Source organism: Mesorhizobium sp. M9A.F.Ca.ET.002.03.1.2 (genome assembly GCF_003952365.1).
Classification (GTDB): domain Bacteria; phylum Pseudomonadota; class Alphaproteobacteria; order Rhizobiales; family Rhizobiaceae; genus Mesorhizobium.
Genome location: NZ_CP034443.1, coordinates 6,032,701 through 6,049,770, shown reverse-complemented (window position 1 = coordinate 6,049,770; position 17,070 = coordinate 6,032,701). Strand labels below are relative to the sequence as shown.

Here is a 17,070-nt window from a genome sequence, read left to right as displayed (position 1 = left end):
GCCACCTCACATCGCTGCCGGAAAGAGGCCAATGACGGCGAAGGTGATGACGGCGGCGACCAGCAGGAAATGCCAGTAGAGCACCACGTTGCCTAGGTCCATGTCATGCTTCGGCGTCAGTCGGCCCGCCAGCGAGCGTGCCAGGCAATAGGCCTGCATGATCGTGCCGACCGCCGCATGCGCGAGCACCCAGATCACCAGGATCCACACGATTGCGGGATAGACGTGGCTCGTCGGGTCCATGCCGGGTGACCACGGTCCGGCCAAGCCCGCGGCGGAGGCGGCAACAGTGGTTAGCAGGGACAGCACCAGCAAGCCGCGCATGGCGGATATGGCGCCGCGCCTGTTGAACATGCGGGCCGCCACCATCAAGCCCCACGCCGCAGCGAACAGGACGGCAGCCGCCAGTGACCAGACCGCATCGGGCCCGGCAATCCCTGCGGTGAAGTCGGCGTGAATCGTCCAGTAGAAGAAATAGCCGAAGACCAGGCTGGCGAAGGCAGTGCTGTCGCCCACCATGGTGATGAACATTGCCCACCAGCCAACCGAATCGGGACCGGAGGCATAAAGCGGCAGGCTGAGGCCGAGGCCGACGTCCTTTTCCGGCTCCTCGGGGACTTCTCCGGTTCCCGTCCAGAGCCAGTAGATGACGGCGCAAAGACAGATGATCGCGGCCAGCGCCGTCGCGATCCACCAGTGGAAGGTGAGCGCGATGAAAACGGCCCCGAGCGAAAAAGCCGAGACGATGGTGACATGGGAAGTACCGCCGACGCGCAGCACCTGGATGGGGTGGGCGTCGAGCACGGAGGTGACCATGCCTTCGCGCTTTCCTTCTTCTGCATCCGGCAGGTAACAGCGGCCTTCATTGACCTTGCGCGCAAGATCCTTCTGGTCCCAGAGGGGATACCGGCTTTGCACGATGGGTATCGAGCGGACGCCCCAGTTCTCCTCGGGCTCGGTAATCCATTCCAGCGTGCCGGCGTTCCATGGGTTGAATTCGCCGCGCGGCTCCCGGCGCTTCGGCCTGAGCACGTCGAAGACAATCACCAGCACGCCCGCTGCGAAGATGAAGGCTCCGGCCGTCGAGATCAGGTTCAGCCAGTCCCAGCCGATTTCGGCCGGATAGGTGAAAACGCGCCGGGGCATGCCGCGCAAGCCGCTCAGATGCATGGGGAAGAAGGCGACGTTGAAGCCGCAGAACATCAGCCAGAAGGCGAACTGTCCCAGACGGTCGGAGAGCTTCTTCGCTTCGATCAGCGGATAGTAGTAATAGAGCCCGGCCACGACCGGAAAAAGCATGCCGCCGATCATCACGTAGTGAAGGTGCGCGACGATGAAGTAGGTGTCGTGTGCTTGCCAGTCAAAGGGCGCGAGCGCTACCATGACGCCCGACAGCCCGCCGATGACGAAGATGGCCAATCCTCCGGTGCCGAACAGCATCGGGGTCGAGAAAATCACCCGGCCGGCCAGCATGGTGGCGATGAAGACGAAGATCTGCACGCCCGTCGGGATCGCCACCGCCTCGGAGGCGGCCGAGAAGAAGGCCAGCGAGATCTGCGGCAGGCCTGTCGCAAACATGTGATGCACCCACAGGCCGAAGGAGAGGAAGCCCGTTCCCACTGCCGCGAGCACGATCCAGGAATAACCGACGATCGGACGCTGGGAAAAAGTCGGCACGATCATCGCCATCAGGGCGATGGCCGGCAGGAAGATGATGTAGACCTCCGGATGGCCGAAGATCCAGAACAGATGCTGCCAGAGCAGCGGGTCGCCGCCGCGCGCCGCGTCGAAGAACGGCCAGTCGAACATGCGCTCCATCTCGAACAAGAGGTCGCCGGCGATCAGCGGCGGGAAGGCGAACAGGATCATTCCCGCCACGATCAGCAGGTACCAGGCGAAGAGCGGCATCAGGTTGATGCGCATGCCGGGCGCGCGGCACTTCATGATGCCGACGATGAGTTCGACGGCGGCCGCGATCGACGCAACCTCGATGAAGGAGAGGCCGAGCAGCCAGATGTCGGCCCCGATGCCGGAGAATTCCTTGTCGGTGGCGAGCGGCGGATACATGAACCATCCCGAGGATGGCGCCGCATTGAAGAAGATCGAGCCGCAGACGAAGATGCCGCCGAGTAAAAAGCTCCAAAAGCCGAAGGCCCCGAGGCGAGGGAATGGCATCTCGCGCGCGCCCAGCATCGGCGGCAGGAGGAAGATCGCGACCGCCTCGAAGATAGGCACCGCGAACAGGAACATCATCACCGTGCCGTGCAGGGTGAAGGCCTGGTTGAAGACGTCGGCCGACAGGAAGTCGTTGTCGGGCACGGCAAGCTGCAGGCGCATGAGCAACGCGAGCGCGCCGGCGAACAGCATGAAGGCGAAGGCCGCCGAGCCGTACCAGAGGCCGATCTGGAAATTGTTCACCGAGGTCCAGTAGCGCCAGCCGGTCGGATTGGCCCAGACGGCGCGCAGCCGTTCTTCCTGCGCCTTGTATTCCTCCCGCGAACGCTCCTTGATCGCAGGGCTCATTGCAGGCCTCTCAGCCAGGTGGCGATGGCGCGAATGTCTTCCGGCGGCAACATGTCGAAGGCCGGCATTCTGGAACCGGGCTTGATCAGTTCGGGCCGGGCGATGAAGCGGGCGATGGCGTCTTCGGTGTTCGGCAGGATGCCGGCGCCGACGGTGGCGCGGGAACCGACATGCGAAAGATCCGGGCCGATCAGACCGCGCGCATCGGTGCCCGCGACGAAATGGCAGGATCCGCAGCCATGACGCAGGAACAGCGCGCCGCCGCTCGCGCCTGCGCTTTCGGCAGGAATTGCCTGGGCGGTCAGCCAGGACCGGAATGCTTCGGGCTCCATCGCCACGGCCGAGAACGCCATCAGCGCGTGAGACGTGCCGCAATATTCCGTGCAGGGGCCGCGGAAGACTCCGGGTTTCGTGGCCATGAGCGAAAGCCTGTTGGTGCGGCCGGGGATCATGTCCATCTTGCCGCCGAGCGGTGGGATCCAGAAGGAATGGATCTCATCGGCGCTTTTCAGGGTCAGCTCGACCCGTTCGCCAACCGGCAGCCTGATCTCGTTGGCGGAAGCGACCGGAGGGCCCTGAGATGGGTGATAGACGACTTCCCACCAGAACTGCCTGCCGGTGATTTCGATCCGCAGGGCGGTGGAGCCCATCGCCTGGGTGAAAGGCCTAAGGCCAGGCATCAGCCACAGTGCATAGGCGAGCAGGGCACAAAGCGTGACCGACGGGAAGACGACGCCGCCCCAAAGGATGATCCTGCCGGCAGACCTTTCGTTCAGCGCGTGGCGATTGAACAGGGCTGCATGAAGAAGCAGAGCGACGACGCCCAGCCAGATAAGCGCGCCGCTGCTCAGCATCACCCAGAACAATATCGCTATCTGCTGCGCTTCCTCTCCCGCGGGCTCAAGTACCGACCGGGCGCCGGCATAGCTCGCGAGCAATAATGACGCAGCGGACAGGCTGAAATATTGACCCATTTCCAACCCCTCTGCGGATAAACCAGCGAGAGGGGCGGAAGGTTCCGGGCAACTGAGGGTTCGAACGAAAGCTGCACTTCGGCGGTGCTCCTTGAGCATTTTCGACAAATGACGAAACAATTGCGCTCTATCCCCGTTTGCCCGTCATGGCGGGTGTTGGGATTGCCCATGCTGAAGGAGGCGACGATGAGCGCAACCGGTTTGGAAGTTTTTGACAAAACCCTGCAGACAACGAACATCTGGCTGGACGAAATCATGGCAGACCACGGGCCCGACAGGCACGTTGCCTGGCATATGCTGGGAGCCGTTTTACGCACCTTGCGGGATTGGCTGCAGGTCGAATTGGCCGCCAACCTCGGAGCGGGGCTGCCGCTTCTCATACGCGGAGCCTACTATGATCGGTATCGGCCGCGTGATCTGCCGGCCAACAGCCGCTCGTTGGAGGAATTCCTGCAGCGCGTCGCCGAGGAGATGAAATCCACCCGGCCGGTGAATCCCGAGGATGCGACCAGGTCTGTGTTCAAAGTTCTCGCTCGGCATGTCGACCTCGGCCAGTCGTCGAAGGTGCGTGACGCGTTGCCGAAGCAGATCCAGGCGCTTTGGCCCGAAAGCGTTGGAGTCTAGCAGCAGAGATACAAAGTCGGACCTTGGGAAGGTGCAGAGCCGTTCCTCGCTTCTGGTGCAGGGCCGGACAGCACGATTTAGATCTCTTCGACCGAATGACCTGTGCCGCCAGATTCATTCGCTGCGTTCGTATGTTCCCACCAATTCTGCTTCCTCGATCACATGTTTTTGAGCTTCTTGCCAGATCCGCTCCACGCCCGCAGCTCCCGGAATGGCGAGGCTCGGCGTGTCGAGCGCGGCAAGTCGGAAATGGTAATGATGGACGCCGTGTCCGACTGGCGGTTCAGGACCGTCATAGTAGGCGTTGCCGAAGTCGTTCGTGGCTTGCCTGAGCGCTTCGGGACCCGGCTTGCCACTCTCGGCGTCGGGCAGTTCTGCGACGTCAGGCGGGATGTTGAACACCGCCCAGTGGCCGAACGTTCCGTTCGGCGCGTCAGGGTCTTGCACGACGAGGGCGAGACTCTTCGCCTTGTCCGGCACACCTGACCATTTCAGCGGCGGCGATACGTTTTTTCCGTCACGCGTATATCTCTCGGGAATTTTTCCACCCTCGGCAAAGGCGGAACTGCTGAGCGTAAGCGGCATGGTTCATTCCTCCGGAAAAGCAGCTTGTTCGCGGCGGACTTGCTGCTCGGCAAGCACGCTGATGGAGGAATGGACATCTCTTGGAAATGTTCCAGTCTGCGAGTCATTCGCTGGCTGGTTTCCTTTGACGATATCTGTCTGGACCCCTAACATCCGGTCGCAGACGCACTACGTGATGAGAGGGAACCGCAAAGGCTTTCCGACAGTTGAATGAAGAGGCGACAGCAACCAGACCGGCCGGGGCGAGGATACCATGCGTGAGAACCAATCCGACGTCTTCGATCTGTTTTCGGAGATTTACACGAATGCGGCGCAGGAGGAGATAAGCATCCAGCAATATCTCCTCGCCTGCCGCGAGGATAAATCGATGTATGCTTCGGCGCCTGAACGGATGGTCGAGGCGATCGGCGAGCCCACCCTGATCGACACCAGCATGGATGAGCGGCTCGGCCGCATTTTTTCGAACAGGACGATCAAGGTGTATCCCTCCTTCGCCGAGTTTTACGGCATGGAGGACACGATCGAGCGTATCGCCGGCTATTTCCGTTATGCCTCTCAAGGGCTTGAGGAACGCAAGCAGATTCTCTATCTGCTCGGCCCTGTCGGCGGCGGCAAATCCTCGCTCGCCGAGCGGCTGAAGAAGCTGATGGAGCAGCGTCCGATCTACACGCTGAAGGTCGGCGACCAGATCAGCCCGGTTTTCGAATCGCCGCTCGGGCTTTTCCATCCCGACCGCATGGCCGACCTCTTGGAGGACAAATACGGCATCGCGCGGCGCCGGCTGAACGGCCTGATCTCGCCGTGGGCGGCCAAGCGCCTCGATGAACTGTCCGGTGACATCTCCAAATTCAGCGTCGTGAAGCTGATGCCTTCGCGGCTGCGCCAGATCGGCATTGCCAAGACCGAGCCAGGCGATGAGAACAACCAGGACGTTTCGGCCCTGGTCGGCAAGGTCGACATAAGACAACTCGAGAATTTCAGCCAATCCGATCCGGACGCCTATTCCTTCAGCGGCGGCCTGAACCGGACCACGCAAGGGTTGCTTGAGTTCGTCGAGATGTTCAAGGCGCCGATCAAAGTCCTCCATCCGCTGCTGACCGCTACCCAAGAGGGCAGCTACAACGGAACGGAAAACTTCGGATCCTTCCCTTATCAGGGCATCGTCGTGGCCCATTCCAACGAGTCGGAATGGCTGCAGTTCAAGAACAACAAGAACAACGAGGCGTTCCTCGACCGTATCCTGGTGGTCAAGGTGCCATATTGCCTGCGGGTCACCGAAGAAAGGCAGATCTACGAAAAGCTGCTGCGCGAAAGCGAGTTGGCCTCCAGCGCCTGCGCTCCGGAGGTGCTGGACATTCTCAGCCGGTTCACCGTTTCGACCCGTCTGGCCGAGCACGACAATTCGCCGCTCTACACGAAGATGCGCGTTTATGACGGCGAGAACCTCAAGGATGTAGACCCCAAGGCGAAGTCGGTTCAGGAATACCGCGATGCCGCCGGGGTCGACGAGGGCATGACCGGTGTCAGCACACGCTTCGCTTTCAAGATTCTGTCGCAGACATTCAACTATGACACCAAGGAAGTGGCCGCCGATCCCGTGCATCTGATGTACATTCTGGAGGAGGCGATCAAGCGCGAGCAGTTCCCGAAGGAGACGGAAGCCGCCTATCTCGACTTCATAAAGTCGGAGCTCTCCCCGCGCTATGCCGAGTTCATCGGCCATGAAATCCAGAAGGCCTATCTGGAATCCTACAGCGAATACGGCCAGAATTTGTTCGACCGCTACATCGCCTACGCCGACGCCTGGATCGAGGATCAGGACTACAAAGACCCCGATACCGGCCAGATCCTCAATCGCGAGGTGCTGGACAACGAGCTGTCGCAAGTCGAAAAGCCGGCCGGCATTGCCAATCCCAAGGATTTCCGCAACGAGGTCGTCAAGTTCACGTTGCGCGCCCGGGCGAGGAACCATGGCCGCAACCCGTCATGGACAAGCTATGAAAAGCTGCGCGAAGTCATCGAGAAGCGAATGTTCGGCCAAGTCGAGGATCTGCTCCCGGTGATCAGCTTCGGCTCCAAGCAGGACAGCGTAACGGAGAAACGGCATACCGAGTTCGTGCATCGGATGGTCGAACGCGGTTACACAGAACGTCAGGTCCGCCGGCTGGTGGACTGGTACATGCGGGTGAACAAGGCGGGTTGAGCCCAGCCGGGATGTTTCCATGCCGATCTTTATCGATCGCCGACTGAACCCGAAGGACAAGAGCCTCGGCAACCGCCAACGCTTTCTGAGGCGCGCGCGCGAAGAGCTGAAGCGAAGCATCCGGGACAAGATCCGCACCGGCAGGATCGCTGACGTGGACAGCGAGCACGCCGTCTCCATGCCGAGGGGCACAGCCGAGCCGAGTTTTACCGATGCGAAGGACAGCGGCAGGCGGCAGCACGTCCTGCCGGGCAATAAGCATTTCGCCCCGGGCGACCGCGTTCCCAAGCCCGGCCAGGGCAGCGGCGGATCATCTCCGGGGAAAACGGTCTCGGAAGACGATTTTCGTTTCGTGCTCTCGCGCGAGGAGGTGCTCGATCTCTTCTTCGAGGATCTCGAACTTCCCGACATGGTCAAGCTCAATCTCAAGGAGATACTTGCCTTCAAGCCACGCCGTGCCGGCTTCGCCGCGACCGGTTCCCCGACCAACATCAATGTCGGCCGCACGATGCGACACAGTCATGGCCGTCGGATTGCGCTCAAGCGCCCCAAGCAGGAGGAGCTTGACGCGATTGCGAAGGAACTCGCAATCCTGGCGGCGGAGCCCCAGAACACGGGGGCACCCCAGCGCATTGCGGCGTTGCAGGAAGAGCTCGAGCGACTTGAGCGCCGCCGCAGGCGGATCGCCTATGTCGACCCCGTCGACATCCGCTTCAATCGCTTCGACGCCCAGCCGGTGCCGAATGCCAATGCCGTCATGTTCTGTCTCATGGACGTATCCGGCTCGATGGGCGAGCGCGAGAAGGATCTGGCCAAGCGCTTCTTCGTGCTGCTGCATCTCTTTCTGAAACGGCGCTACGACCGCACCGAAATCGTCTTCGTCCGCCATACGCACGAGGCGCAGGAGGTGGACGAGGAGACTTTCTTCTACAATACGCAAAGCGGCGGTACCGTCGTCTCCACGGCACTCGAAGAGATGCACCGCATCATCGAGGAACGCTATCCCAGCAACGAGTGGAACATCTATGCCGCCCAGGCATCGGACGGCGACAATTTCGCCACCGATTCCGAGCGCTGCATAGGCCTCATGGATGGCCAGATCATGCGTCTGTGCCAGTATTTCGCCTATGTCGAGATCATCGACGAACGCGAGACCCATATCTTCGGCGCCACCGAGAACGGGACCTCGCTCTGGCGCGCCTACAGCGCGGTCAATCTGAAATGGCCGAATTTCGAGATGAGCCGTATCGCAACCGCAGCCGATATCTATCCGGTCTTCCGCCGGCTGTTCGCCAGGCAGCCAGCCGTCCGGAAGAGCGCTTGAGGGGAAATGCCGATGGTCAGGCAAGCCAGCAAGTCCGGTTTGCTCTTTTCCGACGCAGACTGGGATTTCAAAACGCTGTCGCGTGTCCATGAAGCCATCGAGGCGATCGCGATCGAAGAGCTTCACCTCGACGTCTATCCGGTGCAGATGGAGATCATCTCGTCCCAGCAGATGCTCGACGCCTATTCCTCGGTCGGCATGCCGCTGATGTATCGTCACTGGTCATTCGGCAAGCATTTCCTCTATCAGGAATTGCTCTATCGCAAAGGCGGGCGAGGACTCGCCTATGAGCTGGTCATCAATTCCAACCCCTGCATCGTCTACCTGATGGAGGAAAACACCATGGCCCTGCAGGCCCTGGTGACGGCTCATGCAGCGCTTGGCCATAATCATTTCTTCAAGAACAATCATCTGTTCCGCCAGTGGACGGACGCCAGCGCGATCCTGAGTTATCTGGACTTCGCCAAGGCTTACATCGCCCGTTGCGAGGAGCGGCACGGCGTCGCCGCGGTGGAGGCCATCCTCGATGCGGCCCACGCGCTGATGGAACAGGGCGTGTTCAGATATCACCGGCCGCCGAAGCTGTCATCGGAGCGGCAGCGTGAGGGCGTTCGTGAGCGCCTGGAGTACGAGGAGCGCTCCTACAACGATCTGTGGCGCACGCTCCCGCCTTCGAAGGGCGGAGACAATACCGGAGAAAAGAATCCCGGCGTGGCGGAGCGGAAGAAAACGCTCAAGCTGCCCGAGGAGAACCTGCTCTACTTCCTGGAAAAGAACAGCCTGGTCCTGGAGCCCTGGCAGCGTGAAATCGTCAGGATCGTCCGCGTCATTGCGCAATATTTCTATCCGCAGCGGCAAACGCAGGTGATGAATGAAGGCTGCGCCACCTTCGTGCACTACACGCTCATGAACACGCTGTTCGATCGCGGCCTGATCAGCGAAGGCGTGATGCTGGAAATCCTGCGCAACCATTCGAACGTGGTCTTCCAGCCGGCCTTCGACGATCCGCGTTTTTCCGGCATCAATCCTTATGCATTGGGCCTCGACATGATGCAGGATATCCAGCGCATATCGACTGAGCCGACCGCCGAGGACCGTGACTGGTTCCCCGATATCGCCGGCAACGGCAATTGGCGCGAAACCCTGCTCGAGGCGTGGGCGAACCATCGCGACGAGTCTTTCATCCGCCAGTATCTGAGCCCCGCGCTGATGCGGAAATGGCGGTTCTTTATCCTGGCCGATGCCGCGAGCGAACCGCATTACGAAGTCTCATCGATACACAATGAGCGTGGCTACGAAAAGATACGCGCCGGGCTCGCCCACAGCTACGACATCGGCGCGAGCCGGCCGGATATTCAGGTGGTGGATGTGGATCTTCTCGGCGACCGACAGTTGCGACTGGAGCACAAGGTGAAGGACGGCATCATGCTGGAGGAGGCCAACCGCGACGCCGCCATGCGCCATATCCGCAGCCTGTGGGGCTATGAGGTCAGCCTGGCGGCGATCGATGCGCAAACGGGCGAGATGCTCAACGAACGTTCGACCAGCCAGATCGGGGAATGACCAAAACCGGGGATAGCCCGCGACGTCGTCGTTCTAAAGCCAATCGCTGCAGGGTCCGCGCAGTTTCGCCATGCGTCAGCCAGTTCTGTCGTGACCAGACTTTGTTGACCATCGTATTTCCCAAAACCGCTAAGCACTTTTTGGGCGATATGCATTGGCCGTGGGACCCGGGAATGTCGGTTCCGTCGGAATCTCGGATGGTGTATCGGGAGGAACTTCGACAGGCTGCTTTTGCGGAGCGGGAATGGGATCAGGCGAAGGCGGAGGAACGCCCGGAGGCACATCCGGCGGTGTTTCCGGCGGGGCGGGCGGCCGGGCAGGCTCGGGATTGGGATTGTCCGGTATCGGCACGGGATTGTTCGGATCGGGATCAGGATCGGTCATGGGACACTCCCCGAATCTTGCTTCACGAAGTGACAACCATCGTGCCGAATGAAGGTTCCCGACTGTCTTGGCCGTGCGGTGAAGGCCGATGGCTCGGACGGGCGTCCGGATGAAAAATTCGGCGGTTCAAATGCCAGCGGCGTTGGCGACATGCAGCGCCTCCACCACCTTTACCGGGTTGCCGATCACTCTATGTACGCGCGTACTGCGGAGGTGCGGTTCAGGGAATAGCAACATGCGCGTGTTCATGATTGTCACCCTTCTTCTGATTGCCATCACGATGGCGCTCTCGCTCGCGCACGCGTTGGAATTGCCCGGCAAGTTGCGCCTCAAGGAGGCCACAAATCCGTGCAGGCGATCTACTATCCCGGCTTCACGATCGGCGGGTTTGCCGAGATCGGCGGCATCATCGCCCTCGCCATCCTGCTCTACCTGACGCCGTATCCAAGCGCTCGATTCTGGTGGACTTTGGCGGCCCTTGTCTTCCTGGTGGCGGAACATGCGACCTATTGGCTGGTCACGCATCCCGTCAACAATTTCTGGGTGCAGGATGTCGCGGTGCCGAAATCAGCCGCGGCATTTTTTTCAACGTTCTCTCGAAAGCAAACCGGCGACTGGAAAGACTTGCGCAATGTTTGGGAGGCTTCACATGTCGCCAGGGCAGGCTTGGCGATGCTGAGCCTGATCTCGATTGCTGTCACCGCGACACTTTTTGCGGAGTAAATGGCGCCGAGGGATGCGCAGCGACACTACTTGTTCGTCCGCATTTTTCGCCTTGGGTTGATCCCGCCAAGGGCGTTGGTGTCGTTCTCGACGTCGCCCTCGATCGTGTTTTCGCCTTCGAGTTCGAGCTCGTCGCCTTCCTTGATCATGCCTTTGGAGGTCCCGATACCGGGATTGTTCCTCAGATCGGCGTCGCTCGGCTTTTTTCACTTTGGATGTTTGGTTCCGCTCACGGCACAACTCCTTCGAAAAGGGTCCTGTTCCAGAAACAGCACTGCACGATGAATGTTCCGCCGAAACTCGCCTTGTTGCGGCCCTGCCCAAGAGGCGGCTAAAGCCCGAACGGATAGGTGTCGGGAACGCCCGTTCCCACATGCTCCGGCCCGAGCTGCGTTACCGCGGCGGTTTCGTCAAACCAGACGAACGCGTCGAATTGCTGGGCAAGAGAGACGTCCGCATAGTGGCTGCGCAGTTCGGTTTCCGGTCGATAGATCACGCCGATGAAGCGCTCCAGCCGATGCTCCAGAAGCCGCTCGCGCAGCGCATCGTCGCGCTTGATGTCGAGCAGGAAACGCGAGACGCCGCAGTCATGGCAAAGCCGCTCGTAGCTATCGCTATGGGAAGGCCGCACCCGCTTGATTTCCATCTCGCCGTCCCAGTCGGAGGCCGCGGCTACCGTCCCGGAATGCGTACCGAGCCCGATCAGGGCCGCCTCGTCACCGAAACGCTGGCGGCAGAGCTGGCCGATGTTCACTTCGTCCCTGACAATCCCCATCTCGGTGTAGCGGGCATCTCCGATATGGGAATTATGCGCCCATACCACGGCCTTGGCGTTCGGCCCGCGAGCTTCGAGCAGATGTTCGAGCGTCTCGAACATATGGGTATCGCGCAGGTTCCAGGACTGCGCGCCGCCGTAGTACATGATTCGATAGTAGCGTTCCGCCGAAGCGATCAGCCGCGCATTCTGGGTGGCGTCTAGGAAGTCGGCGCCGTCCTGCTGCGCATAATCGAGCTGCTTGGCAAGCAGTTCGCGGCATTGTTCAAGCACGGCCTTCTCACATTTCTCGTAGCCGGAGGTGAGCGCGACACGGCCGTAGGTGGACGGTTCGTTTTGCCAAGGCGTCAGGCAGCCATAGCGTTCACGTGCGATGCTTGCTGCCTGCGGATCGACCCTGTCGAGATATTGCAGAACCGCGGCGATCGATCCGCTCATGTTGTAGATGTCGAGGCCGTAAAAGCCCGCCAGTCGGGACGATATCCTGATCCGTTCATTGTGGTGCCGCATCCAGTCGACGAACGCCGCAACATCCGTGTTGCGCCACATCCAAGTGGGAAACCGCTGGAATGGCGGATCGACGTTGGCCGGTGACGGCCGATGGCGGACATAGCGGTCGATCGCCGCGGCATCGGGCCAGTCAGCCTCCACAGCGACGATGGTGAAGCCGTGTTTTTCGATGAGCCTGCGGGTGATCGCCGCGCGGGCCTGGTAGAACTCCGACGTACCGTGGCTCGCCTCACCGAGCAGGACGACGCGCCGTTCGCCAAACCGGTCGAACAATTCGCCGAACGCCGGATCGTCGAAATCCGGCAGCGGTTCGGCCGCTGCCGCGATCATCTCCGGCAGGCTGCGTGTGCGCGCGCGTCCGGATGGACGATCGGTCACGATAGGGCTGCCGTTCTCGGGCCAGCCCTGCTCGCCGATGAGCGGGACAAACCGCACGCCGCCGAAATCCTCCTCGCTGTAAGTTGCAGCGCCGGTTCGGGTGACCTTGAGAAGGCGCTGGTCGTGTGGCTCGTCGCCGACCGGGATGACGAGCCTGCCGCCGACGTCGAGCTGTTCCTGTAGCGCAAGCGGCGCACCGGGTCCGCCGGCCGCCACCAGAATGGCGTCGAAGGGCGCCGCGTCTGGCCAGCCTTTGGTGCCATCGCCGGTGCGGACTTCGATATTGTCATAGCCAAGCCCTTCGAGCCGCTGTCTTGCCGTTTCGGCCAGCCCGGCGTGGCGCTCGATCGTGTAGACTCGTTCGGCGATCCGGCTCATCACGGCAGCCGCATAACCCGAGCCGGTGCCGACCTCCAGGACGTGGTCGCTCGGTCCGATCTCTGCCATCTCGATCATCAGGGCGACGATATAGGGTTGCGATATCGTCTGGCCGTCGGCGATCGGCAACGGTCCGTCTTCGTAGGCGAATTCTTCAAAGCCAGGTTGGACGAAAGCCTCGCGCGGAACCTCACGCATCGCTTTCAGCACCTCGCGATCTTGGATGCCACGGCGGCTGATGTGGATATCGACCATTCGGTCGCGTGCATGGGAAAGATCGAGCATCCTGGCTCCTCCGGCGGTTCGTGGTCTCCGCCCGTCTCCTTAACCACCGGCAAGCGTCAAGGTTCCTCCACCCTTTGCCCGGCAGATATGCTTGCCGAGGCACGCTCATCATGCTCGCTGGCTTCAATGCCACGGTCTAGCGGCCGCAACCTATTTTGATGCAGATCATTTGTCCGGTGCGACGCCGCTTCTATCTATCGATGGGCGAATGCATTCTGGAGACGTTTCCATGAACGACGAGGCTCACAAGACAACACCGGAAATCGGCCTTGACCAGGTCGATCTCATGAACCGCTACTGGCGCGCCGCGAACTACCTTTCGGTTGGCCAGATCTATCTGCTCGACAATCCGCTCCTGCGCGAGCCCCTAAAAGCCGAGCACGTCAAGCCGCGGCTGCTCGGCCATTGGGGCACGACACCTGGCCTCAATTTCATCTATGTCCATCTGAACCGCGTCATCCGTGAACGCAGTCTCGATGTCCTGTTTATCTGCGGACCAGGCCATGGCGGCCCGGCGATGGTCGCGAACACGTGGCTCGAGGGCACCTACAGCGAGATCTATCCCGAAATCGGCGAGGGCGAAGACGGTCTAAGAAAACTCTTCCGGCAATTCTCCTTCCCTGGCGGAGTGCCCAGCCATGTGGCGCCCGAAACGCCCGGCTCGATCCATGAGGGCGGAGAACTGGGATATGCACTGGTCCATGCTTTCGGCGCGGCCTTCGACAATCCCGATCTGGTGGTCGCCTGCGTCGTCGGCGACGGTGAAGCGGAGACCGGCCCGCTCGCGGCGGCATGGCACTCCAACAAGTTCCTGAACCCGGCATCCGACGGCGCCGTCCTGCCGATCCTGCATCTCAACGGCTACAAGATCGCCAATCCGACGATCCTCGCCCGTATGGATGACGGGGAGTTGCGAAGCCTGTTCGCCGGCTACGGCTACGAACCGTTCTTCGTCGAAGGTCATGAGCCTGTTCCCATGCATCGGGCGATGGCCACGAAGCTCGATACGGTGCTCGATCGGATCCGCTCCATCCAAGAGCACGCCCGTGCTCGGGGCTGGCGGGGAGAGCGTCCGCTGTGGCCGATGATCGTGCTGCGCAGCCCGAAGGGCTGGACCGGACCGAAGGAGGTCGATGGCAAGAAGGTCGAGGATTTTTGGCGCTCGCATCAAGTGCCGGTGTCGAACGCTCGCGGCAACGAGGCGCATCGCAAGATCCTCGAAGACTGGATGCGGAGTTACGAACCGGAAAAGCTGTTCGACAAAGGGGGGCGCCTGCTCCCAGACCTGGCGGCGCTTGCGCCGACAGGGCTTAAGCGCATGGGCGCAACCCCATATGCCAATGGCGGATTGCTGAAGCGCGACCTCGTGCTTCCCGATTGGAAAAGCCTGGCGCTCGATGTGCCGCGTCCGGGCGGTGCCAAAGCCGAGGCGACGCGGATACTCGGAAGCTATCTCCGCGACGTGATACGCCTGAATGCGGAGGCCCGGAATTTCCGGCTAATGGGACCGGATGAGACGTCCTCCAACCGCCTTGACGACGTGTTCGAGGTTACGAACCGGGTCTGGATGCAGCGGATCGAGCCCTATGACGTCCAGCTTTCCCGTGACGGCCGCGTCATGGAGGTGCTCAGCGAGCATCTCTGCCAGGGTTGGCTGGAGGGCTATCTGCTGACCGGCCGCCATGGCCTGTTCTCCTGTTACGAGGCGTTCATCCACATCGTCGATTCCATGGTCAACCAGCATGCGAAATGGCTGAAGACGTCCAGAGAGTGCACCTGGCGCAAGCCGATCGCTTCACTCAATTACCTGCTGACCTCCCATGTCTGGCGGCAGGATCACAACGGCTTCAGCCACCAAGATCCGGGCTTCGCCGATTTCGTCGCCAACAAGAAGGCCGATACGGTCAGGCTCTATTTCCCGCCGGATGCCAACACGCTGCTCTGGATCGCCGACCATTGCCTGAGAACCTACAACCGCATCAACGTGATCACCGCCGGCAAGCAGCCAGCGCCGCAATGGCTGTCTGCTGAAGAGGCGGAAACGCACTGCCGGGCGGGCGCGGGGATCTGGGAGTGGGCCGGGACGGTTGCCAAGGGCGAGGATCCGGATGTGGTCATGGCCTGCGCCGGCGACGTGCCGACACTGGAGACGCTCGCCGCCACGGACATTCTGCGTTCGGCGCTTCCGGACCTGAAGGTTCGCGTCGTCAACGTGGTCGATCTGATGACGCTGCAGTCGAATTCAGAGCATCCGCATGGCCTCGCCGATGAGGATTTCGACGCGCTGTTCACCAAAACCAGGCCGGTCATCTTCGCCTATCACGGCTATCCCTACCTCATCCACCGCCTGACCTACCGACGCGCCAACCATGACAACATGCATGTGCACGGCTTTCGCGAGGAAGGCACCACGACGACGCCATTCGACATGGCCGTGCTCAATGAGCTCGACCGCTACCACTTGGCGCTCGCCGCGATCGAACGCGTGCCGGGTCTCACTGAGCGGGCGAAAAACCTTGCCGCCGAACTTCACGGGAAGCTTGCCGAACACAAGGCTTATGTCCGCGAGTACGGCGAAGACATGCCCGAGATTCAGCAGTGGAACTGGGCCTACAACGGCGCGACGGAGGCCGGCGATTGATGCGGCACGCAGTTCTTGCACTGAACGCCGGCTCGTCCAGCATCAAGTTCGGACTTTACGACCTTGAACCGTCCGCGGAACTGCAACTCGTCTCGCGTGGTGCGCTCGATCTGGGCGATGCGCCGAGGCTCAGTGCGAAAGCGGCCGACGGAACAGTGCAGTGCGATCGGCTGCTTGCCGGAGTCGCAGGCAATGCGGGTATCGGCGCGTTGCTCGACTGGATCGAGAGCGAACTTGGCGGCCGGAAGCTGGTGTCGGCCGGCCATCGCATCGTGCATGGCGGGCGCGAGTTCGTCGAACCCGTCCGTCTGACGCCTGCCGTGATCGAGGCTTTGGACAGGCTGACGCCGCTTGCTCCGCTGCACCAGCCTCGCAGTCTCGCGCCGATCCGGGAACTCGCAGCGCTGCGGCCGGATCTGCCTCAGGTCGGATGCTTCGACACAGCCTTCCATCAGACGATCGATCCGATCGTGAGCCGTTTCGCGCTGCCGCGCAAATACGATGCGGAAGGGATCCGCCGCTACGGGTTTCATGGTCTTTCCTACGAATACGTCGCCGGGCGGCTCAAGGAGATATCGCCCGCTCTCGCCGCGAAGCGGACGATCGTCGCTCATCTTGGCAACGGAGCGAGCCTGTGTGCCATGCGCGACGGCAGAAGCGTCGATACGACGATGGGCTTTTCCGCCCTCGACGGTCTGGTCATGGGCACGCGTTGCGGCGCCATCGATCCGGGCGTGCTTTTGTATTTCCTCCTGGAAAGAGGCATCACGGGGGAGGCTCTGCAGCACATGCTCTATGAGAAATCCGGGCTGCTCGGAATATCCGGCATCTCCGCCGACATGCGCACGCTGGAAGCGAGCGACGACCCGCAAGCCCGCGAAGCGATAGACCTTTTTGCGTTCCGGGCCGCAAGGGAGGCCGCCGCGCTCGCCAACACGTTGGGCGGCCTCGAATGCCTCGTGTTCACCGCCGGCATTGGCGAGCACTCGGCGCCGGTTCGCAAGGCGATATGCGAAAGGCTTCATTGGCTTGGCGTGGCGATCGACGAGCCATCCAATGCCTGCCATGCGGAGATCATCAGCCGGCCGGACAGCAAGGTCGAAATACGCGTCGTCGCGACCGACGAGGAGAGCGTCATTGCCCGCCAGTCGCGCGTGCAGGGGGACGCTTGGTAACGCAATCGACGTCGCGGTTTGCCAA

General features: G+C 61.4%; 13 protein-coding genes. 7 read left to right on the top strand and 6 right to left on the bottom strand.

From position 1 onward, the window contains the following. Positions 1 to 6: 6 nt before the first annotated feature. Both ctaD and coxB read right to left on the bottom strand, forming a co-directional pair. Positions 7 to 2,523 (bottom strand): cytochrome c oxidase subunit I, encoded by a 2,517-nt coding sequence (ctaD, locus tag EJ066_RS29400; protein ID WP_126043386.1) that lies wholly within the window; start codon positions 2,521 to 2,523, stop codon positions 7 to 9. Next, a complete protein-coding gene (gene coxB, locus EJ066_RS29395) occupies positions 2,520 to 3,497 on the bottom strand; it encodes a cytochrome c oxidase subunit II (protein ID WP_126043385.1) in 978 nt (325 codons plus the stop codon). Before coxB ends, ctaD begins: the two co-directional genes overlap by 4 nt. Positions 3,498 to 3,683: 186 nt before the next feature. Here coxB and EJ066_RS29390 point away from each other — a divergent pair, with 186 nt between their 5' ends. After that, positions 3,684 to 4,121 (top strand): DUF2267 domain-containing protein, encoded by a 438-nt coding sequence (locus tag EJ066_RS29390; protein WP_126044101.1) that lies wholly within the window; start codon positions 3,684 to 3,686, stop codon positions 4,119 to 4,121. Positions 4,122 to 4,235: 114 nt separating this feature from the next. On the opposite strand, the gene EJ066_RS29385 is transcribed toward EJ066_RS29390, so the two are convergent. After that, a complete protein-coding gene (locus EJ066_RS29385) occupies positions 4,236 to 4,706 on the bottom strand; it encodes a YbhB/YbcL family Raf kinase inhibitor-like protein (protein ID WP_126043384.1) in 471 nt (156 codons plus the stop codon). A 253-nt stretch (positions 4,707 to 4,959) separates the two neighbouring features. Here EJ066_RS29385 and EJ066_RS29380 point away from each other — a divergent pair, with 253 nt between their 5' ends. Genes EJ066_RS29380 through EJ066_RS29370 form a run of 3 tightly spaced genes read left to right on the top strand, consistent with a single transcriptional unit; the run spans position 4,960 to position 9,796 of the window. Then, positions 4,960 to 6,909, top strand: a complete 1,950-nt coding sequence (locus EJ066_RS29380; RefSeq protein ID WP_126043383.1) for a PrkA family serine protein kinase — start codon at positions 4,960 to 4,962, stop codon at positions 6,907 to 6,909. A 19-nt stretch (positions 6,910 to 6,928) separates the two neighbouring features. Beyond that, complete coding sequence (locus EJ066_RS29375; protein ID WP_126043382.1) at positions 6,929 to 8,233, top strand: YeaH/YhbH family protein; 1,305 nt, start codon at positions 6,929 to 6,931, stop codon at positions 8,231 to 8,233. A 12-nt stretch (positions 8,234 to 8,245) separates the two neighbouring features. Beyond that, positions 8,246 to 9,796 (top strand): SpoVR family protein, encoded by a 1,551-nt coding sequence (locus EJ066_RS29370; protein ID WP_126043381.1) that lies wholly within the window; start codon positions 8,246 to 8,248, stop codon positions 9,794 to 9,796. Between the two features lie 510 nt (positions 9,797 to 10,306). On the opposite strand, the gene EJ066_RS32485 is transcribed toward EJ066_RS29370, so the two are convergent. Next, positions 10,307 to 10,429: a hypothetical protein gene (locus EJ066_RS32485; protein WP_281035443.1), complete on the bottom strand. Its 123-nt coding sequence runs from the start codon at positions 10,427 to 10,429 to the stop codon at positions 10,307 to 10,309. A gap of 99 nt (positions 10,430 to 10,528) precedes the next feature. Here EJ066_RS32485 and EJ066_RS29365 point away from each other — a divergent pair, with 99 nt between their 5' ends. Further along, entirely contained in the window at positions 10,529 to 10,903 is a 375-nt protein-coding gene (locus EJ066_RS29365; protein ID WP_245455022.1) for a DUF1772 domain-containing protein, read from the top strand. Between the two features lie 26 nt (positions 10,904 to 10,929). Here the strand turns inward: EJ066_RS29365 and EJ066_RS32480 are convergent, their stop codons facing one another. Both EJ066_RS32480 and EJ066_RS29355 read right to left on the bottom strand, forming a co-directional pair. Further along, a complete protein-coding gene (locus tag EJ066_RS32480; protein ID WP_281035442.1) occupies positions 10,930 to 11,052 on the bottom strand; it encodes a hypothetical protein in 123 nt (40 codons plus the stop codon). 182 nt (positions 11,053 to 11,234) lie between these two features. Continuing rightward, the gene (locus tag EJ066_RS29355; RefSeq protein ID WP_126043380.1) at positions 11,235 to 13,229 is read right to left on the bottom strand and encodes a protein-L-isoaspartate(D-aspartate) O-methyltransferase; all 1,995 of its coding nucleotides are present in this window, start codon (positions 13,227 to 13,229) and stop codon (positions 11,235 to 11,237) included. Positions 13,230 to 13,458: 229 nt separating this feature from the next. Between EJ066_RS29355 and EJ066_RS29350 the strand changes: the two genes are divergently transcribed. Then, positions 13,459 to 15,870: a phosphoketolase family protein gene (locus tag EJ066_RS29350; protein WP_126043379.1), complete on the top strand. Its 2,412-nt coding sequence runs from the start codon at positions 13,459 to 13,461 to the stop codon at positions 15,868 to 15,870. Further along, positions 15,870 to 17,045, top strand: a complete 1,176-nt coding sequence (locus tag EJ066_RS29345; RefSeq protein ID WP_189644397.1) for an acetate/propionate family kinase — start codon at positions 15,870 to 15,872, stop codon at positions 17,043 to 17,045. The genes EJ066_RS29350 and EJ066_RS29345 overlap by 1 nt, the downstream gene beginning before the upstream one ends. The last annotated feature ends 25 nt before the right edge of the window (positions 17,046 to 17,070 follow it).